General features: G+C 55.5%; 17 protein-coding genes and 1 pseudogene. 2 read left to right on the top strand and 16 right to left on the bottom strand.

Features of this window, described 5'->3' with window-relative positions:
- Positions 1-11: 11 nt before the first annotated feature.
- From menH to ACWWFX_RS01290, 5 genes are all read right to left on the bottom strand, one after another.
- Positions 12-773 carry a 2-succinyl-6-hydroxy-2,4-cyclohexadiene-1-carboxylate synthase gene (gene menH / locus ACWWFX_RS01310; protein WP_473223014.1) on the bottom strand — a complete coding sequence of 254 codons (762 nt, stop codon included), beginning with the start codon at positions 771-773 and terminating at the stop codon, positions 12-14.
- On the bottom strand, positions 770-2440 hold the full coding sequence (gene menD / locus ACWWFX_RS01305; RefSeq protein ID WP_473223013.1) for a 2-succinyl-5-enolpyruvyl-6-hydroxy-3-cyclohexene-1-carboxylic-acid synthase: 1671 nt from the start codon (positions 2438-2440) through the stop codon (positions 770-772). The genes menH and menD overlap by 4 nt, the downstream gene beginning before the upstream one ends.
- A 78-nt stretch (positions 2441-2518) precedes the next feature.
- The gene (gene menF, locus ACWWFX_RS01300) at positions 2519-3811 is read right to left on the bottom strand and encodes an isochorismate synthase MenF (protein WP_473223012.1); all 1293 of its coding nucleotides are present in this window, start codon (positions 3809-3811) and stop codon (positions 2519-2521) included.
- An 86-nt stretch (positions 3812-3897) separates the two neighbouring features.
- Positions 3898-4194 (bottom strand): stress response protein ElaB, encoded by a 297-nt coding sequence (elaB, locus tag ACWWFX_RS01295; protein ID WP_015963665.1) that lies wholly within the window; start codon positions 4192-4194, stop codon positions 3898-3900.
- A gap of 55 nt (positions 4195-4249) precedes the next feature.
- Entirely contained in the window at positions 4250-4711 is a 462-nt protein-coding gene (locus tag ACWWFX_RS01290; protein ID WP_276219767.1) for a GNAT family N-acetyltransferase, read from the bottom strand.
- Positions 4712-4762: 51 nt separating this feature from the next.
- Here ACWWFX_RS01290 and rbn point away from each other — a divergent pair, with 51 nt between their 5' ends.
- Positions 4763-5680, top strand: coding sequence for a ribonuclease BN (rbn, locus tag ACWWFX_RS01285; protein WP_473223011.1), 918 nt, complete (start codon positions 4763-4765; stop codon positions 5678-5680).
- Positions 5681-5710: 30 nt separating this feature from the next.
- On the opposite strand, the pseudogene ACWWFX_RS01280 reads toward rbn, so the two are convergent.
- Positions 5711-7201: pseudogene (locus tag ACWWFX_RS01280) on the bottom strand (vWA domain-containing protein); the annotation flags it as partial.
- A 376-nt stretch (positions 7202-7577) separates the two neighbouring features.
- Here ACWWFX_RS01280 and ACWWFX_RS01275 point away from each other — a divergent pair.
- On the top strand, positions 7578-8558 hold the full coding sequence (locus tag ACWWFX_RS01275) for a M28 family peptidase (protein WP_473223010.1): 981 nt from the start codon (positions 7578-7580) through the stop codon (positions 8556-8558).
- Here ACWWFX_RS01275 and ACWWFX_RS01270 read toward each other — a convergent pair.
- The 10 genes from ACWWFX_RS01270 to nuoG all read right to left on the bottom strand — a co-directional run bounded on the left by ACWWFX_RS01270 (position 8555) and on the right by nuoG (position 20756).
- The gene (locus ACWWFX_RS01270; protein WP_473223009.1) at positions 8555-9154 is read right to left on the bottom strand and encodes an HNH endonuclease family protein; all 600 of its coding nucleotides are present in this window, start codon (positions 9152-9154) and stop codon (positions 8555-8557) included. The genes ACWWFX_RS01275 and ACWWFX_RS01270 overlap by 4 nt on opposite strands.
- Entirely contained in the window at positions 9155-10477 is a 1323-nt protein-coding gene (locus tag ACWWFX_RS01265; RefSeq protein WP_473223008.1) for an AAA family ATPase, read from the bottom strand. It lies immediately after the preceding gene.
- A 150-nt stretch (positions 10478-10627) separates the two neighbouring features.
- Positions 10628-12085 carry an NADH-quinone oxidoreductase subunit NuoN gene (gene nuoN, locus ACWWFX_RS01260; RefSeq protein WP_015963662.1) on the bottom strand — a complete coding sequence of 486 codons (1458 nt, stop codon included), beginning with the start codon at positions 12083-12085 and terminating at the stop codon, positions 10628-10630.
- 6 nt (positions 12086-12091) lie between these two features.
- Positions 12092-13621 carry an NADH-quinone oxidoreductase subunit M gene (gene nuoM, locus ACWWFX_RS01255; RefSeq protein ID WP_276219761.1) on the bottom strand — a complete coding sequence of 510 codons (1530 nt, stop codon included), beginning with the start codon at positions 13619-13621 and terminating at the stop codon, positions 12092-12094.
- Positions 13622-13795: 174 nt separating this feature from the next.
- Positions 13796-15637, bottom strand: coding sequence for an NADH-quinone oxidoreductase subunit L (gene nuoL, locus ACWWFX_RS01250; RefSeq protein WP_276219760.1), 1842 nt, complete (start codon positions 15635-15637; stop codon positions 13796-13798).
- Complete coding sequence (gene nuoK / locus ACWWFX_RS01245) at positions 15634-15936, bottom strand: NADH-quinone oxidoreductase subunit NuoK (protein WP_003861496.1); 303 nt, start codon at positions 15934-15936, stop codon at positions 15634-15636. The genes nuoL and nuoK overlap by 4 nt, the downstream gene beginning before the upstream one ends.
- The gene (gene nuoJ / locus ACWWFX_RS01240) at positions 15933-16487 is read right to left on the bottom strand and encodes an NADH-quinone oxidoreductase subunit J (RefSeq protein ID WP_015963659.1); all 555 of its coding nucleotides are present in this window, start codon (positions 16485-16487) and stop codon (positions 15933-15935) included. Before nuoJ ends, nuoK begins: the two co-directional genes overlap by 4 nt.
- 11 nt (positions 16488-16498) lie before the next feature.
- A complete protein-coding gene (gene nuoI, locus ACWWFX_RS01235) occupies positions 16499-17041 on the bottom strand; it encodes an NADH-quinone oxidoreductase subunit NuoI (protein WP_000172742.1) in 543 nt (180 codons plus the stop codon).
- Positions 17042-17055: 14 nt separating this feature from the next.
- A complete protein-coding gene (gene nuoH / locus ACWWFX_RS01230) occupies positions 17056-18033 on the bottom strand; it encodes an NADH-quinone oxidoreductase subunit NuoH (protein ID WP_015963658.1) in 978 nt (325 codons plus the stop codon).
- On the bottom strand, positions 18030-20756 hold the full coding sequence (gene nuoG, locus ACWWFX_RS01225; protein WP_473223007.1) for an NADH-quinone oxidoreductase subunit NuoG: 2727 nt from the start codon (positions 20754-20756) through the stop codon (positions 18030-18032). The genes nuoH and nuoG overlap by 4 nt, the downstream gene beginning before the upstream one ends.
- Positions 20757-20764 lie beyond the last annotated feature (8 nt).

Below are 20764 nucleotides of genomic sequence, written 5' to 3'. Positions count from 1 at the left end.
GTGTCCTATAGTCAGAGATGCACAATCTGCGCCAGACACGCCACCACGCCCTCGGGGTTTTCCCGATGCGCGTTGTGTCCGGCGTTACGAATTACATGGCAAGGCGCGGCAAGCTCATCGGCTATGGCCCTGAATTTGCTGTCGCGTTCGCCGCAGAGATACCAGAATGGGAAGTGACGATCGCGCAGGGCATCGCGCAGATCGTCCTGCACGCTTAACGACGTTGCTAATAGCATAGCCGCCAGCGCGCTGCCGTCATTGTTTTGGCGTAGCGCCACCAGCGCGTCGCGCTGCGCAGGCGTCAGGCTGGCAAAGACCGGCTGCCGATACCAGGCGTCAAACACCTGGTTCAGCGGTTCACGGGCAAAACGCTGCGCCCAGCAACTGTCCGATTGCCAGCGCTGCGCGCGTTGTTCTGCGCTTTGCAGCCCCGGATGACTGCCCTCAACCACCACGCCCAGCAATCCTTCCCGATGATGCTGGCAGGCAAATGTCATCGCAATGCGTCCGCCCAGCGAGTAACCCACCAGCCAGTATTTGAGGATGTTGTAACTAAGTAGCGTCGCCTGGAGCGCCGCGCAGACGTCGGCAAAATGGGTTACCCGGCAATCGGCAGAACCGCCGTGACCGGGCAAATCAATATAAAGCCGCGAGGCGCGTGGGAACGCCTCGCCTACCGTTTGCCACTCACGGCAATCACCGGAGAAACCGTGCAGGAATACCAGCCACGGTTGCCCGGCATCACCTTCGCGCGCAACGGCATTTAACATCATAGATGACTGACCTGCGCCAGCAGCTGTTGCAAAGTTTGCGCGCCATCGGTGTCGTTCACCACCAGTTCAATTACCGTGGTGGCGGGCGTACGCCAGGCTTTATCGAGCGCGGCTTCAAGCGCGGCCCAGTCCTGCGGCTGATGATAATTCAGGCCAAACATTTTCGCCGCATGTTCAAAATGCACATTCTGCGGCATGGCGTAGAAGCGTTCACGCTCCTCCACCGGAGTGGGCAGCAGCGAGAAAATCTGCCCGCCGTTGTTGTTCACCACGATGAGTACGAAAGGCGCGGAAACCTGGCGCAGCAGCGCAAGCGCGTTGAGGTCATATAACGCGGAGAGGTCGCCCACAATCGCCAGGGTTGATTTGGCGCTGGCGCGCTGCACCCCCGCCGCCGTTGAGATCAAACCGTCGATACCGCTGGCCCCGCGATTGCTGTAGACCGGATACCCGGCAGGCAGCTGGCTTAGCGCGTCAATCAAACGGACCACCAGACTGTTGCCGACAAAAAGCTGCCCCTGCTGCGGCAAATAATGGCGGATGCGATGCGCCAGCTGCGCTTCGCCGAAAGTTTCGCTAATGGCGCGGACATTCTCCCATGCCTGCTCAGCAAGACGCGGGATCGCTGTACACCATGGCGTGCGTTTTTCTGCCGGATGCAGTTCCAGCCAATGGTCAATTTCGCCTACCAGTCGGCGACCACGATGATGTGCCGGGTCTAACCGCCCGGTGAGATTATCCACCAGCCAGTACTCCTCCGGCTCACAGGCCTGCTGCCACTGCAACAGGCGTTTGCCCGTCAGACTGCTGCCAATCTGCACCACGATTTGCGCCTGCGCCAGTTCACTCACTGCCGCCGCATTACCCAGCCACAAATCCGCGCAGGGCAACGGTTGGCCGGTTTGCGAAAGGACATCGCCAATCAGCGGCCAGCCGAGCGTTTTCGCCCATTCGGCAACCTTTTTACCCTCTTCGGCGCTCATGCGCCCGGCAACCACAACGCCGCGTTTTTGCCGCCAGAAGAACCAGTCGCGCTGCTTATTGCTTTCAAGATGCAGCGATTCGCGCAGCCAGGGTTTGTCTTCCTGCCACCACTTGCCCAGCGCCTGCTGCCAGTCGAGGCCCGTGTCGTCCATTTCGCCATACAGCGGCTCAGCGAACGGGCAGTTAATGTGTACGCCGCCCGCATGGAGCGAGCCCAACGCATGATCAATCGAAGAGACCAGCCAGCGAGCCGGAATATCCTGGCTCGGACGCGGCAGAGAAAGCGTTTCAGAGGGATGTGAAGCAAACATGCCCGGCTGACGAATCGCCTGATTCGCCCCACAGTCAATCAGCTCCGGCGGCCTGTCGGCGGTCAGAAGTATGATTTTTTCCCCGCTGAGCCCGGCTTCGATCAGCGCTGGATAGAGATTCGCCACCGCAGTTCCTGAGGTAACAATCACCGCGACCGGCTGGCGACTGACCTTCGCCAGCCCTAACGCCAGATGGCCCAGCCCACGCTCATCAAAATGCGTGTGATGAATAAATGTACGGTTTTCAGCGGCCGCCAGGGTAAGCGGTGTGGAACGTGACCCCGGAGCGATGCAGATATGGCGCACGCCGTGACGGGTTAAAGCTTCAAGGATCACCGCCGCCCAGCGTCGGTTGAAAGCGCTTACTGACATATGTTTGTCCGGTATCAATATTGCGACTCAGTATAAATAATACGAAACAATGAGATTTTGATATGAGTCGTTAATGTTCTACTCAGAGAACAATAAAGAACGCAGCCCCGCTGCTTTATTTTCTATTTCCTGCCATTCCGAATCGGCCTGCGAACCGGCGACAATTCCTGCGCCCGCATACAGGCGCACCGTGTTGCCACTCACTTTTGCCGAACGCAGCGTGACGCAAAACTCGCTCTGACGGCGGCTGATATAGCCCGCCGAGCCCGCGTACCATTCCCGCGAAAACGGCTCAAAGCAATCAATAAAATCGAAGGCCTGCGCACGCGGTAAGCCAGACACGGCTGCAGTGGGTTGCAGTTGCATCAGACAGCGGTAATCATTCGCTTCCTTCAGCTTAGCCTGGATAATGCGGCGTAAATGCTGAACTTTTCTCAAGCGGACCGTTTCCGCAGGCAGGATATCCAGCGTATCGACGTACCCCTGCAAACGCGCACAGATGTCGTCCACCACCAGCATGTTCTCGCGCTGGTTTTTGTCGTCATTCATTAGCCAGTCGGCCAGATGCTGCGCCTGAGCCGGGTCAGAATGGCTGGCGACGGTCCCCGCCAGCGCTTCAGTGACCAGATCGAGACCGCGCCTGCGCCACAGCCGTTCCGGGGACGAGCCGAAAAAAGCCTGCTGAGCGTCAAACGCCATAAAGAAGTGATAGCAGTTGAGATTTACCCGGCGGCTGGCGGCCATTAATGCGCCAGCATCGGGCGGTGTCGTGAACGTGAGATCGGTAGCGCGCGCCAGCACGACTTTATCGAGCTCGCCGTCGGCGATGGCACGCGTAGCCTGTTCAATCAGCCCGCGCCATCCGGCTTCACCCGGTCGATGTATCTCGCTTTCCAGCGTCAGCGCGGAGGTATGACAGACGCTTTGTGACGACAGCTGCGCAATAAACGCTTTCGCTGCCACGGCGTCTGCCTGCAACGAGGTGTCGCTCGCGAGGTTTACTCTTAACGACGCATGTCCGCCCTCACGACGCCACTCCAGACGCGGCAAAAAAAGTGCTCTCTGCCTGTCATCAAAGCTATTCAGGCCACAAATACGAATATCATCAGCATCATAGCGATCTAAATATTCTTCGGCCTGAGCCAGTGAGGAAAACGACACGGCCGCGCCAAGGGCAGCAAGTTCATCAGCGCCGCTGCGCTGCTGCCACCAGAATTGCGGCCAGATGGCCTGCGCATTCAACCAGCAAAGCGGGTCGAATGCGTCAGTTAACGGGAATGGGATCTCGATAATTCGCGTGCCGGGTGAAGCGGGAAAATCGTCCGACAGAGAGTCAGCCAGACTCTTTAGCGCAGCAGAAACGGATAGCACGCGAACCTCCCTATTCTAAAAACCGTACATTATACGGGGTACTGGTTATAAAAAGCAGTACCCATGATTAGGGAGTGTGATTTGGCTCAGCGACGGGTCAATAAAAGACCTAACACCAGCCCGACCGCTGCACCTACGCCAATACCCTGCCACGGTTTTTCGTGCACATAGTCGTCGGCGCGATACACCGCTTTTTTCGCCCGGTAATAGTAAGTGTCAGAAGCATGGCTCACGCGGGATTTAACATCATGCAGCGCATTTTCCGCACGGGCTTTCAGCTCGACGTATTTCTGGTCAGCGGGATCGCCGGAAGAACGAAGCACCTCTTCCAGGGTATCGCTCAGCAGAGTCAGGTCGTCGTCAATATGTGTTTCATTAACCATAGTTTATCTCCATGTTTGCTAAACCTGTGGGATAACTATAGTCAACGCTTGCCGGTTACGCCTGCCCGACCTCGCGCGCCATCCCGACGTGCGGAATACCATCTTCGTCGTAAACATCGGTGACCGGAATAAAACCAAAGTGGCGATAAAAATTCTGCAGATGCGCCTGCGCGCCCAGATACAGCGCGTGTTCCGGCCAGTGTTGCGCGCAACTTGCTAACGCGCGTTCCATCAGTTGATAACCCACTTTTTCCCCACGAACGGCAGGGCTGACAATCACCCGACCAATAGAAACGGGGGAAAAATCATCTTCACTTTTCAGAAGTCTCGCATATGCCACCAGCGTATCGCCCTGCCAGCCGAGAAGATGACGGTTCTCGCCAACCAGATCATCGCCATCGATGTCCTGATAGACACAAGCCTGCTCAACCACAAAAACTTCACAGCGTAATTGAAGCAGCGCGTACAGCTGCGGGACGGTTAAATCAGAATGGTGCAAATCTTGCCACTGAATCATGGTAGGCTCCTTAATCGTTATTGTTTTTATTACCGCCATGGGAGCGGCGTTATGCAACTGACTTTTTTGGGAACATCCGCTGGCGTACCGACCCGGACGCGCAACGTCACCGCCATTCTGCTGCATCATCAGCATCCAACGCAACCGGCAGTCTGGCTGTTTGACTGCGGCGAGGGCACGCAGCATCAACTGCTGGAAACCACGCTGCATCCGGGAAAAATCGACCGCATCTTCATCACCCATTTGCATGGCGATCATCTGTTTGGCCTGCCGGGGCTGCTGTGCAGTCGTTCAATGGCGGGCAATATGAACCCGGTAACGCTATACGGGCCAAAAGGTTTACGCGAGTTTGTTGAAACCACGCTGCGCCTGAGCGGCTCATGGACTGACTATCCAATGGAAGTCGTCGAGGTGAGCGCCGGTTTTGTGATGGACGATGGTCTGCGAAAGGTTACGGCCTATCCGCTTAATCACCCGGTTGAGTGCTACGGCTATCGGGTTGAAGAGCATGAAAAACCGGGCGCACTCGATGCAAAAGCCTTGATTAACGCAGGCGTGAAGCCGGGGCCGCTGTTCCAGCAGCTTAAGGACGGGCTGCGCGTGACGCTGGAAGATGGCCGCGTGATTGATGGTCGCGACTATCTCTCTCCCAACACGCCGGGTAAAACGCTGGCGATTTTTGGCGATACGGCACCCTGCGAGGGCGCGTCCGCACTGGCACACGGGGTGGATATGATGGTGCATGAAACCACCCTGGAAACGGCGATGGAAGAGAAAGCCAACAGCCGCGGGCACTCATCAACGCGTCAGGCCGCCGAACTGGCGCGCGATGCGGGCGTGGGGCGTTTGGTTATTACGCACGTCAGCTCGCGCTATGACGCCGAAGGATGCAGGCGAATGCTGGCAGAGTGCCGGGATATTTTTCCGGCCAGCGAAATGGCGGAGGATTTTACCGTCATTTCGCTGTAATCGTGACGGGGGCGAAACCGCCCCCTTCGTTCAGCGCGACAGCCCTGCGGTGAGATCCACCAGCCGGATAAACTCCGCCCGGTAACCTTTTTCATCCGTACCTTTAGCCCGCTCCGCCCAGCCGGCAATCTGCTGCCAGGACGTTTTTGCCAGTTCATCAGAACCGCGCAGTTTTTGCCCGTAAGCGGCTACCGCTGAGAGAAAACGCATATCCGTGGACGCCATTTCAAAGCTGTTTTGTAACGATGTCGCCATCACCGGTTGGCTCATCAAGCGGCTGGTTTCACCCTGCGGCGCTTTGTAGCGCAGCTTCACCCACAGCAGTTCATTCTCTTTGCCGGTGGCGGCTTTCGCGAACGTGTTGCCATAGCGTAACGCATCCACCGAACCTTTCTGCCCGGCTAACGTCAGCTCAAACAGCACAGTGACGTGTTTATCCGCACCGATATCACCGGCATCAACAGCGTCATTATTGAAATCTTCATCGCGCAACTGGCGTTTTTCGTAACCGATCTGGCGATATTCAATCACCTGCGCCGGGTTAAACTCGATTTGCGCTTTGACATCTTTGGCGACCGTGACCAGCGTTTGTTGCATCTCCTGACCCAGCACCTTTTGCGCTTCCGATAACGAGTCGAGATAGCTGTAGTTGCCGTTGCCCACATCGGCAATTTTCACCATCATTGCATCATTGACGTTGTCATCACCCACGCCGAGCGTGGAGAGCGTAATGCCGGTGTCGCGCTCTTTTTTCACCAACGATTCGATGGCTTTCGGGTCGTCGATACCGACGTTAAAATCACCATCCGTCGCCAGCAGGATGCGGTTTACGCCGCCTTTGATGAAACCCTTTTGCGCCTGCTCGTAGGCCATTTGAAGCCCGGCGCCGCCGTTGGTGCTGCCACCAGCGCTGAGATCGTTAAGCGCATGAATAATTGTTTGTTTCTCCGACCCGGAGGTCGCTGACAGCAAGACTTCGGAAGAACCTGCATAGGTGACGATAGAGACGCGATCCTGCGGGCGCAGGTCATTGACCATCATTTTAAGCGCCGATTGAATCAGCGGCAGTCGGCCATCTCCTTCCATCGAACCGGAGGTATCAATCAAGAAAACCAGGTTGGCGGCTGGACGCTCGCTGCTGGCTAAGTCTTTCGCGGCAATATCCAGACGTAATAAGGTGTGTTGTTCATTCCACGGAGCGGGAGTGAGTTCGTACTGAACGGTGAAAGGATGAGAAACAGGTTCGCAGCCGGAGGTAATTTCAATATGAACGCCGCGCTCTGCGGAATTCTGTCCCTCCTGACACCCAAAAGCAGTTTTATCATTCGGGCGTTTGCTCAAGGGAAAATAATTCAGCATCTCTTCAACCCGCACGGCATCCGGGTTAGGCAATTGCCCCTGGTTCAGAAAACGACGCACATTCGCATAGCTGGCCGTATCCACATCGAGGCTAAACGTCGCCAGTGGAGATTGTGCGACCTGTTTTACCGGATTGTCGTCGTAATGGGTGTAGCGAGAGGTATCGAACTGCGCAGAGGCGCCAGCTACTGATCCCATCAAGGTATAACCTGACATCGAACCCGATGTATAAGCGGGCCCATGAGAACAACCGCTGAGGGTTAAACTACATATTGATATTATTAATAGTTTATTCTTGTACATATAAAATCCTTTTTAAATAAAACAACACCTAAATCATAAAATATACCCAGCATTATATCTGATACAGTTAATTATCACTCAAGCTCTATCTTGCGGATTATTCCTGGAGAGGATGGAAATTATGAATAATAAACACCTTCACATTCATTGCATGAATGATAAAAAATAACATTTCACGGCACCCTTTAAAGAGATAAGATTCAGCACTAAATAAAATACAGCCACATTGAAAAACATGAAAAAAGCACGCTGGGTGCAGATAATATTTATATCGATAGTGATATTGGTGAGTTTTATATTTGCTGTTTATCAGCCATGGGTTTCTCCATTGCCCACATTGACACAACATGCCAGCCCTGCCAGGCTGGAAAAAGATGTTCGCTACCTGTCGGAAACGCTCTATCCACGCGGTTTTGATAACACCGAACATCTCAATACCGCTGCGAAATATATTCGCGAAACATTCCAGCGTAGCGGCGCATCGGTGAGCGAGCAGGATGTTCCGATCGTCGGCGGGCCTTACAAAAACATCATCGCCCGTTATGGTTCGCAGCAAGGGCCGCTTATCATCATTGGCGCGCACTATGATGCTGCGGTCGCCATGGAGGGCGAGCAAACACGCTGGACGCCCGGCGCTGATGATAACGCCAGTGGGGTTGCCGGGTTACTGGAACTGGCGCGCCTGCTCGGGCAGCAGGCCCCCACTGCGAGCGTTGAGCTGGTTGCCTATGCCTCAGAAGAACCGCCCTTCTTTCGCAGTGATGAAATGGGCAGCGCCGTACATGCCGCGTCACTCACCCGCCCGGTAAAGCTAATGGTGGCGCTGGAGATGATTGGCTTTTATGACGACGCGCCCGACAGCCAACGTTACCCCATCGCCGGGCTGAACTGGCTGTACCCTGGTCGCGGCAATTTCATTGCCGTTGTCGGTAGAATGCAGGATATTAGCGCCGTACGTCAGGTAAAGGCCGGTTTATTATCAGTTAAAACATTACCCGTATATTCCATCAACGCACCGTCATTTGTTCCCGGCATCGACTTTTCGGATCATCTTAACTACTGGCAGCGAGGTATTCCGGCAGTGATGATTACCGACACGGCGTTTTTCCGAAATACCGAGTACCATTTAAAGGGCGATACCGCGGAAAGGTTGGATTATGAGCGGATGGCGCAGGTGGTGGATGGGGTTTTAGCCTTATTGACTCATCACCGTTAAGCATCGCTTAAAAAGTAGCGATAACTAAAATCATCAATAAACTCTAAACTTGCATCACGATGTCGGAAATAGCGCAGTTCTCTTTTGCGGCTGATTTTACGCACACCTAAATTCAGGCCATATGTCGCGATGGTGACATCAGCGCGATGCTGGTTTTCAGATGCGACCAACGGATTAGGCTCCAGGTCACCCGTAATATAGTTCACCATAAAGTAATCACCAAAAACGTAGCCAGGTTGGTCGCCAACTAATAATGCTGCATCATAGTCGTCCCTCTTTTGCGCCTGACACGTATCGCAACACGGATAGAGGTTCTCCCATTGATAAGCTAGCCGATAAAATTGCTTTCGGGATTTAGGTTTAAAATGTTCGAGCGTCATGCGACTTTCAGCGCCTAAGCTTCCTCCATCACAAAAGGCGCAATGCCCTTGCGTCATCTCGTAAAGTTTCTGTTTGGTTAGCGGATAACGAAATTCAGAAAACCATTTGAATCGATAGCGTTGATTACGTAGTTTTCGCGCTTCGTAATGACGTCCCAGGCGTTCCCAGCAATCGGTAAGATAATCCGGGCATTGGCTGCGGTGAAATGCGTACATTTAATCTCCCGTATATTTTGCCAATATCCGTTGCATCTGGCGCAGTTCCATTGTTACCAGGGCATTAAGCTCTTCACCTTTAGCCTGTAAAAGCGCGGCCAGCTGCATAACGGCATCTTTATTATTCTTATCTACAATATGTTTTCGAATTGCCTGTTTAAATTCGGCAAGCTGGTACTCGGTTTCTACGTCAAACTCCTCATTGATATCAAATACTTCAGACAGGATAAGTTGATAGCTTTTCCCCGCAGATGAATTCATGGCGGTAATTAATTCCATTGACCCCGAATCCTTACACAGATCGTAGCGTTGCTCTGGCAGTCGATATACCCAGGCATCTTCTACCGAGCCCACCACAAACGGAGAGTGCGTTGAGACAAAAACCTGCGCGTTAGGTAAGAGCGTTTGAATTGCCGGTAAAATGCGACGTTGCCAGCCAGGGTGAAGATGGATATCGACTTCATCGAGAAAGAGAATAATAGGTTGCGAAAAAATATCGCGCGGCACACGCCACGGAACGGATTCGAGACGCAATGCTAAATCGGCAATCCAGGAGATGATGGACTTCAGGCCATCGGGTAGAACATCATATTTAATGCTCTCGCCTTCGAGCTCAACTTTTACGCTCAGCGGCGAACGTTCTAAACGAAATGATATCGTGAGCCCCGAGACATTTTTCACAAACCGGCAAATCCTTAATAAGGATTCATCATAAATTTCAGCCTCACTTTCTGCTAAATCCAGGCGCGCCAGCGCGGCCTTGGTTCGATTATTGGCAATCCACTTTGCCAGAACAGCAGGCCTGACCGTTGCATCGAAAGATAAAGCATCTTCAAATGGCGAAATAGCGAGTTCTTCGATCTTTGACGTATGCAGTTTTTCTCTGTTCGAACGCTGCCCTGAGTAGGCAAACGCGGCGAAATCTACGTATGCCTCTACAGGCCAATGTTCGCTCTGGGAAATCATCCTGTATGACGTAAGGAGGCTCAGTTCATCACCAACAATCGCTATTTTTCGCGTAGCGCGTTCTTCCCCGGCAGAGATAACAGCACGCTCTTCGCAGAAACGACACACAACGGATGCCTTACGGCTACGGAATCGCTGATGGAGAGGTGAAAGATTGGGTGAGGCGTGATCAAAAATGCCAGCAAGCGCATACAGCATGGTGCTTTTGCCACATCCGTTGGGCCCGGTAAAAATATGAATTTCCGCTTTTTTCGCTTCGTGACCGGAACGACTCCCCTCGGGGAATTCAATATGGGTGTGCTCGAAAACGCCGGTATCTCTAAGCGTTACACTCTCAATTCGGTATCGTTGTTCCATCGTTCAATCCCTGAATCACTCTCCATGAACACATACTACACTCACTGTCACATCTGTAATCACCATGCGCTCTTTTCTGCGTAATCCCTCGCAGTTCCATACATAAAAAAACCGCCGAAATCGGCGGTTTTTTCACATCAACACTCAACCTTACATCAGCGGCATCGCCATCTGCACCAGGTCGATTAACGGCTGCGGCCAGACGCCCAGCACCAGTACCAGCAGTGCGGAAACCAGCACCACGATACCGCCCGCGCTGTACTGCCAGTTCGACGGCGCATCGCGGTTCAGCTGTTCCGGCGCATGCAGGTACAGGCTTACCGCCACACGCAGGTAGTAGTAGAGGCCAATTGCCGAACCAACTACCACCGCGCCAACCAGCCACCACAGGTGAGTTTGCACACCGACGGCCAGTACGTAGAACTTACCGATAAAGCCCAACGTCATCGGGATACCGGCCAGCGACAGCATCATCACCGTCATCACCGCAGAGAGAATCGGGCGATGCCAGAACAGGCCACGGTAGGAGAAGAGAGATTCTGCGTCCGGGCCACGGTACGGGCTGGACATCAGACTCACTACGCCGAACGCGCCGAGGCTGCTGAACAGGTAACCGGCCAGATACACGCCAACCGCTTCCATCGACATTTCGCCGCTTTGCAGCGCAATCAGCGCCACCAGCAGATAGCCGAGGTGAGAGATAGAAGAGTAACCGAGCAGACGTTTAATGTTGGTCTGGCTCAGGGCCATCAGGTTACCAAAGATGATGGAGGCAAAGGCAATCAGGCCCAGCACAATACGTACCGCTTCGCTGTCGCCCACTGGCGCGTAGAGGAACAGACGCATCACCACGCCGAAGATAGCGATTTTGCTCGCCGTCGCCAGGAAGGTGGAAACCGGGGCTGGCGCGCCCTGGTAGACGTCTGGCGTCCACAGGTGGAACGGCACCAGAGAGAGTTTAAAGCCAAGGCCAACGATCATCATGCCCAGCCCCGCCAGCAGCAGCGGTTCATGCAGCATGTTATCCGCCAGGCTCTTACCGAGCGCGACGAACGACAGATTGCCAGAGTTGGCGTAAACCAGCGCCATACCGAACAGCAGGAAAGACGATGCTGCGGCAGACAGAATGGTGTACTTGATACTCGCTTCCAGCGAACGTTTCTGACGGAAAGCGTAGCCAATCAAACCGAACAGCGGCAGCGAGATCAGCTCAATACCCAGGAACAGCGCGGCCAGGTGATTGGCGTTCGCCAGCAGAATGCCACCCAGTGCGGCAATCAGCACCAGCAGGTAGAATTCTTCTTTGTTATCCGGGTAGCCTTCCAGCCATGGGTAAGCAAACGTACAGGTCGCGAGGCTCGCCAGCAGCACCATACCGGTGTAGAGCATGGCGTAGCCGTCGACGCGCATCAGCGGCGTCACATCCATTGCGCCCGCCTGGCCAACAAACCAGAGCGAAACCAGCGCCGCGTTAAGCCCGATAACCGCAAGCGTAGCGTTGAGGAAGTGATTGCGTCGCCACGCAATGGAGAGCATCACAACCACCACCGTCAAGCCGACGATCAGCAGCGGTAACAGCGCGATCAGTTGTTGTGGAGTTATTGTCATGGCGAATTACGGCCTTGTAGTTGAAACAGAATTAACAAACCACTGCTGAATGTTGCCCATCGCAGAGTGTGACGTGTCCAGAATCGGCTGAGGATAGAAGCCCAGCAGAACCAGCAGCACGACCAGCAGAAGAATGATGAACAGTTCACGCAGCGACATCCCTGGCAGCTCTTTGGCCGCAATTTCACTCTTCGCTTTACCGAAGTAAGCGCGGTGCAGCATCGCCAGCGAGTAAACGGAAGCGAAGACCAGACCGAATGTCGAGATGACGGTGATCAGCGGCACCACATGGAAGCTGCCGAACAGAATCATGAATTCACCGACGAAGTTACCGGTGCCCGGCATCCCCAGCGTCGCCACAGCGAAGAACAGGGAACAGGCTGGCAACCACTTAATTTTGCTCCACAGGCCGCCCATCATACGCATGTCGCGGGTATGCAGACGCTCGTAAAGCTGGCCACACAGAATGAAGAGACCCGCCGCCGACAGACCGTGAGCAATCATCTGAATCACCGCGCCCTGGTAGGCCAACTGGCTGCCGGTATAGATAGCAATCAGCACGAAGCCCATGTGGGAAACGGAGGTGTACGCAATCAGACGCTTGATATCGTACTGGGTGAAAGCCATCCACGCGCCGTAGAAGATACCAATCACGCCCAGCCACATGGCAATGGGTGCGAACTCGGCAGAGGCATTCGGGAACAGCGGCAGTGCAAAACGCAGCAGACCGTAGGCCGCGGTTTTCAGCAAAATCCCCGCGAGGTCAACGGAACCAGCGGTCGGAGCCTGAGAGTGCGCATCCGGCAGCCAGCCGTGCAGTGGAACCACCGGCATTTTCACCGCGAAGGCGATGAAGAAACCCAGCATCAGCAGGTATTCCACGCCGTGGGACATCGGGGTTTTCAGCAGGTCTTCGTAATTGAAGGTCCAGACGCCGGTCGCATTATGGTGCACAAAGACCAGCGCCAGAATCGCAATCAGCATCACCAGACCACTCGCCTGGGTATAGATGAAGAATTTGGTCGCCGCCGTGATACGCGTTTTACCGTCGGACGCCTTATGGCCCCAAAGCGCGATCAGGAAGTACATCGGTACCAGCATCATCTCCCAGAAGAAGAAGAACAGGAACATGTCGATGGCGAGGAACACGCCGATAACACCGCCCAGGATCCACATCAGGTTGAGGTGGAAAAAGCCCTGATATTTCTGGATTTCATTCCACGAGCAGAGTACCGCCAGCACGCCCAGCAGGCCGGTCAGCACCACCATCAGCAGCGACAGTCCGTCGATAGCCAGATGGATAGTGATACCGAAGCGTGGGATCCACGGCAGGATAAACTCAGACTGCCACTGCGGCAGGCCGGTGGATTGCGTCAGTGAGTAACCGCCTTGCAGCCACAGTTGCAGGCCAAGTGCGAGCGTCAATCCCATGGTAATCAGCGCAATCCAGCGCGGCATCTTCACGCCAAAGCGTTCAGTCTGCCAGCACAGGAAGCCGCCGATAAAGGGAATCAGTATTAGCCAGGGTAATAACATGGCGATCTTTATTCCTTGTTAAAGTCCTATCAAGGACCGATTTTCAACGAATTCGACAAATTTCACGGTTGAGTGCGGTTTGTGGTGTCGGGTGGCGCTAACGCTTACCCGACCTACGGAACCCTGTAGGCCCGGTAAGCGCAGCGCCACCGGGCAAAACCGCATTCGTCAAACTCAACGCAATACCATCAGCAGCGCCAACACAACCACGGCACCAATGCTCATGGAAGCCACATACCAACGCAGATAACCGTTCTCACTCAACACCAGCCCTTTGCCCGCAACGCGAGAAAGAATGGCCGGAATGTTCATCATGGCGTTCATCGGGTCGCGCTTCAGCAGCCACGCAATACCCAGGAACGGTTTAACAAACACTTTGTCGTAGAGCCAGTCGAAGCCCCAGGCGTTATACCACCAGGTTCCCAGCAGACGGCCAGGGCCGCTGTTGGCAATCGACGTCACCAGAGTCCGTTTGCCCAGCCACAGCCATGCGGCAATCAGGATGCCCGCAATCGCCACCACACCGGAGGTAATTTCCAGCGTCAGTACGCGGCCATGTTCAAGCTCGGCAGTATCCGGCAGTACACCCTGCAGCGGCGGAACAATCAGCGCGCCAACAAAGGTGGAGAGGATCATCAGCACAATCAGCGGCAGGTGGTGGGTGATCCCCTTCCCTGCGTGAGCGTGAATTTGTTCTTTTCCGTGGAAGACGATGAAAATCATACGGAAGGTGTAAAGCGAGGTCATGAACGCGCCGACCAGGCCCGCCACCATCAGGTTGATATGACCATTCGCCATCGCACCCGCCAGAATCTCATCCTTACTGAAGAAGCCTGCGGTAATCAGCGGCAGCGCGGAGAGCGCAGCACCACCAATCAGGAAGCAGGCGTACACCAGCGGAATGGATTTACGCAGGCCGCCCATCTTAAAGATGTTCTGTTCGTGGTGGCAGGCCAGGATAACCGAGCCGGACGCCAGGAACAGCAGCGCTTTAAAGAAGGCGTGCGTCATCAGGTGGAAAATCGCCGCATCCCACGCCTGAACGCCCAGCGCCAGGAACATGTAGCCAATCTGGCTCATGGTGGAATAGGCGAGTACGCGTTTGATGTCGGTTTGCACCAGCGCGGCAAAGCCTGCCAGAACCAGCGTGACCGCACCCACGATACCGACCAGATGCAGAATTTCCGGGGTCATCAGGAACAGACCGTGGGTACGCGCAATCAGGTAGACACCGGCGGTGACCATCGTTGCGGCGTGGATCAGCGCGGAGACAGGCGTCGGGCCCGCCATCGCATCTGCAAGCCATGTTTGCAACGGCAGCTGTGCCGATTTACCGACCGCGCCACCCAGCAGCATCAGCGTCGCCCAGGTGAGCATGTTGTTGCCCGCCTCGAAGTGCGCCGGCGCCAGTTCCACCATTTCGCGGAAGTTCAGGGTGCCCAGTTCGTTGTAGAGAATAAACAGCGCGAAGGCGAGGAAGACGTCACCCACGCGGGTCACGACAAACGCTTTCATCGCCGCCGCGCCATTCTTCGGATCGGTGTAGTAGAAACCGATCAGCAGATAGGAACAGAGGCCCACGCCTTCCCAGCCGAGATACATCAACAGCAGGTTATCGGCCAGCACCAGAACCACCATGCTGGCGATAAACAGGTTGGTGTAGGCGAAGAAGCGGGAGTACCCCTCTTCACCGCGCATGTACCAGGAGGCGAACATGTGGATCAGGAAGCCAACGCCCGTCACGACCGAGAGCATGGTCAGCGACAGGCCGTCCAGCACGAGGTTGAAACCGATGTTGAAATCGCCCACTGACATCCAGGTCCACAGCGGAACGCTGAGCGCCTGTTTGCCGTTATTAAAGAAATCGACGCCGACAATCGCGGTCACCAGCGCCGCCAGGCCAATTGAACCCACGCCCACGGTGGCGGAAAGGTTTTCCGACCAACGACCACGGGAGAAGGCCAGCAGAACAAAGCCAATCAATGGCAGAATAATGGTTAAGGCAAGCATATTCATCCGCGCAACTCACTTACTGAATCGATGTTCAGGTTCTGGCGGCGACGATGGAGCTGCAGCAGCAGCGCCAGGCCAATACTCGCCTCCGCAGCCGCAAGGCTGATGGCGAGGATATACATCACCTGACCATCGGTCTGGCCCCAGTAGCTTCCGGCGACCACAAAGGCCAGCGCAGAGGCGTTAATCATGATTTCCAGCCCAATCAGCATAAACAGCAGATTGCGGCGGATAACCAGACCGGTCAGACCGAGAACGAAGAGGATCGCGGCGAGGATCAGTCCATGTGTTAAGGGGATCATGCGTGCTCCTCCGGTTTTCTTTTCGCGCTGTCGTTCGGACGGTTGCTGATAAGCTCACCCGGACGGTCTTCACGGCCAATGTGGAAGGCGACAACCAGGCCTGCCAGCAGCAGCATGGACGCCAGTTCAACCGCCAGAACATACGGACCAAACAGGGCGATACCCACTTCTTTCGCGCTGATTGGATTGCCGTCGATACCCTGGTCGTTGAGGCCCAGAATGGCGTACACCATCACCGCCAGCAGAACGGCGGAGAGGATCGCCGGGCCAATCCAGATTTGCGGCTTCAGCCACTCGCGTTCCTGGGCAATTTCTGCCCCACCGAGGTTCAGCATCATCACCACAAACACGAACAGCACCATAATGGCCCCGGCGTAAACGATGATCTCCAGCGCCCCGGCGAAGTACGCGCCCAGCGAGAAGAAGACGCCTGCGATAGCCAGCAGCGAAATAATCAGATACAGCAAGGCGTGTACCGGATTAGTGTGCGTAATAACCCGCAACGTCGCGAGGATGGCGATAAGGCCACAGATATAAAAAGCGAATTCCATTGCCCCTCTCCTTAAGGTAACAGGCTCTTGACGTCGATAGGCTTGGCTTCGTTCTCTGCTTCGCCTTTATCTTTGCCGTCGATTGCCATACCCGCCATCCGGTAGAAGTTATATTCCGGGTATTTGCCCGGGCCGGAAATCAGCAGATCCTCTTTCTCGTACACCAGATCCTGACGTTTGTATTCGCCCAGTTCAAAGTCCGGGGTTAACTGAATCGCCGTGGTCGGGCACGCTTCTTCGCACAGGCCGCAGAAAATGCAGCGTGAGAAGTTGATGCGGAAAAACTCCGGATACCAGCGGCCATCTTTGGTTTCTGCTTTCTGCAGCGAGATACAGCCTACCGGGCAGGCTACCGCACACAGGTTACAGGCCACGCAGCGCTCTTCACCGTCCGGGTCGCGCGTCAGCACGATACGGCCACGATAGCGCGGCGGCAGATAAACCGGCTCTTCCGGGTACATTTGCGTTTCGCGTTTGGCGAACGCATGCAGGCCGATCATCCAGATACTGCGTACCTGGGTGCCGAAACCTACCAATAATTCTTTTAAGGTCATGGTCTATTCGCCCCTTATGGCTGCTGCCAGAGAATGACAGCCGCCGTTACCAGCAAGTTGATTAGCGTCAGCGGCAGACAAATTTTCCAGCCGAAGGACATTACCTGGTCATAACGCGGACGCGGTAATGAGGCGCGAATCAAAATGAACATCATCATGAAGAACGCGGTTTTGATCGCGAACCAGATGAACGGCGGTAAGAACGGGCCTTGCCAGCCACCGAAGAACAGAGTCACCATCATGGCCGAAATGGTCACGATACCGATGTATTCCCCCACGAAGAACAGACCGAATTTCATACCGGAATATTCAATGTGGTAACCATCGGCCAGTTCCTGCTCGGCTTCGGGTTGGTCAAACGGGTGACGGTGACACACCGCCACGCCCGCGATTGCGAAGGTCACAAAACCAAAGAACTGCGGGATCACGTTCCAGATGTCGGCCTGGTTGTTGACGATGTCGGTCATGTTGAATGAACCGGCCTGCGCCACCACGCCCATCAGGGAGAGTCCGAGGAACACTTCATAGCTCAGAGTCTGGGCAGAGGCACGCATCGCGCCCAGCAGGGAGTATTTGTTGTTGCTCGACCAGCCTGCGAACAGCACGGCGTAAACCGCCAGCCCTGCCATCATCAGGAAGAACAGAATACCGATGTTCAGGTCAGCCACCACCCACGTCGGGCTCACTGGCACAATCGCAAACGCCAGCAGCAGCGAGGTAAAGGCAATCATCGGTGCCAGGGTAAAGATGACGCGGTCCGAGAATTTCGGGATCCAGTCCTCTTTAAAGAACATCTTGATCATGTCCGCCACCAGCTGGAGCGAGCCGCCCCAGCCTACACGGTTCGGCCCGTAACGGTTCTGGAACAGACCGAGCAGACGACGTTCGCCGAAGCTCATGAATGCGCCGCAGGTGACAACCACCAGCAGGATGACCACCGCCTTGAGAATAGTGAGCAGGATCTCGATCAGATCCGGTGTTAACCAACTCATTGCTGTGCCTCCTGCAGATTTTCAAGACGTCCACCGGCCAGCACTGGCGCGATGCCAGGTAACCCCATCGGTAAGCCAACCTGCCCTGCCGTCAGACCTTCGGAAATCACCAGCGGCAGGGTGACGGTTTGACCGTCATAGCCGAAGGCGATTTTCGCGCCAGCGTTAACGCCAAGTTTCGCCGCATCCGCCGGGTTAAGGGCGATATACGGTTGCGGCATACGCGTCTGGAAGACCGGAGAACGCTGTGACATTTCATCGCTACCAAACAGATGGTAATACGGTGCAATACGCCATTTGCCTTCTTCCGCCTGGAAGCTTGCCGGAACGGTGGTGAAGTAATCGAGACCGTTTTCAGACGCTTCAATCAGACGCACGCCCGGATCGCCGTGACGCAGATGACCACCCACCTCGGCCTGGAACTTGTTCCATGCCTGCGGGGAGTTCCAGCCCGGTGCCCATGCAAACGGAATTTGCGAGCGCGGCGCGCCTGGCTGGTTGTTCCCTTCCATTGAGAAGGCGAACATGGTGTCTTTATCCTGCGGCTGACGCGGTTCGTGCACGCTGATATTGGCGCGCATTGCGGTACGACCACTGTAACGGTGCGGTTCACGCGCCAGTTTCTGGCCGCGAATACGGAAGGTCGCGTCCGGCGCAGCATCTTTGATGCCAGCCAGCTGTGGCAGTTTTTCGACAACCGCGTCGATGACGTGGTCAAGCTGCGTCCAGTCTACTTCACGGCTCTGCACCGTACTGTGCAGGGAGTGCAGCCAGCGCCAGCTTTCCAGCATCACGGTGTTGCTGTCGTAGTACGCCGGGTCATAAACCTGGAAGAAGCGCTGTGCGCGGCCTTCGTTGTTGATGACCGTACCATCGCTTTCGGCAAAACTTGCCGCAGGCAGTACCAGATGCGCTTTTTCCATAATCGCCGTGCGTTGATGATCAATCACCATCACCAGCGGCGCTTTGGAAAGTGCGGCATCCACACGGCTGGCGGAAGCGTGACGGTGCAGGTCGTTTTCCAGCACGATAACCGCATCTGCCGCGCCGCTTTCCAGCTCGTTCAGTGCATCATCAAGAGAGCCGCCGCCAATCATGCCGAGGCCCATGCTGTTCACCGCGCGGGCAACCATGGTGATGCCAACGTCAGAGCCACGGGTTTTCAGTGCTTTCGCAACGTTTGCTGCCGCCTGAATGACATCCGCGCTTCCGGCGTTGGTACCGGAAATAATCAGCGGTTTCTTCGCGCCAGCCAGGGCCTGAACCACGACGTCAATTTTGTTTTGCAGGTCGCGATCGATACCGTCTACCGCCGGAGCGCTGTTATCCAGGGCGTGGGCGATAGCGAAACCGAAGCGCGCCTGATCTTCAACCGGTGCGCGATAGGTCCACGCGGCAATGTCATCCAGACGGGTGTTATCAACGTTGGTGACAAACAGCGGGTGCTTCGCGCGCTGGCCGATGTTGAGGATTGCCGCAATCTGCCAGTCAGCCACTTTCTGCGCCGCCGCCATTTCGCGTGCTTTACCTTTCACCGCCTGACGAACAGAGAGCGCCACGCGTGCGCCGGTCTGGGTAATGTCTTCGCCCAGAATCAGCACCGCATCGTAAGACTCAATTTCACGCAGCGCAGGTGTATGCACACCGCCGTCACGCAGCACGGTCAGTGCCAGTTGCAAACGTTCCTGCTCCGCTTTCGCGATGCCGGTATAGAAGTTTTCCGCACCGACCAGTTCACGCAGCGCGAAGTTGCTTTCCACGCTGGCGCGCGGGGAGCCGATACCAATCACTTTCTTCGACTGACGCAGAATATCCGCCGCGCCCTGCATCGCCTGTTCGGCGTTGAGGGTGATGACGTCGCTACCGCGCAGCTGCACCGGCTGACGTGGACGGTCTTTCAGGTTCACATAGCCATAGCCGAAACGACCACGGTCGCAGAGGAAGTAGTGGTTAACAGTACCGTTGTAACGGTTTTCGATACGACGCAGTTCACCGTAGCGCTCGCCCGGGCTGGTGTTACAGCCAATCGAACATTGCTGGCAGATGCTCGGCGCAAACTGCATGTCCCATTTACGGTTGTAACGCTCGGAGTGCGTTTTGTCGGTGAATACGCCGGTCGGGCAAATTTCGACCAGGTTGCCGGAGAATTCGCTCTCCAGGGTACCGTCTTCCGGACGACCAAAGTAGACGTTGTCGTGTGCGCCATACACGCCCAGGTCGGTACCGTCCGCATAATCTTTGTAGTAACGCACGCAGCGGTAGCAGGCGATGCAGCGGTTCATTTCGTGAGAGATGAACGGCCCCAGGTCCTGATTGCGGTGGGTACGCTTGGTGAAACGGTAGCGACGGAAGCTGTGGCCGGTCATCACGGTCATATCCTGAAGGTGGCAGTTACCGCCCTCTTCACAGACCGGACAGTCGTGCGGGTGGTTGGTCATCAACCACTCGACCACGCTTTCACGGAACTGCTTCGCTTCGTCGTCATCAATAGAGATAAAGGTGCCATCGGTGGCCGGTGTCATACAGGACATCACCAGGCGGCCACGCGTGTCTTCCGCGTTTTGGTATTGCTTCACCGCACACTGGCGGCAAGCGCCGACGCTGCCCAGCGCCGGATGCCAGCAAAAGTACGGAATATCAAGGCCGAGGGAGAGACACGCCTGTAGCAGGTTGTCCGCCCCGTTGACCTCATATTCTTTGCCGTCTACATGAATTGTAGCCATTAGCATGC

This window comes from Pseudocitrobacter sp. 2023LY-00077, assembly GCF_055796175.1.
Note: the sequence above shows the minus strand (reverse complement) of the source record. Positions and strands in the feature narration are given on the sequence as shown.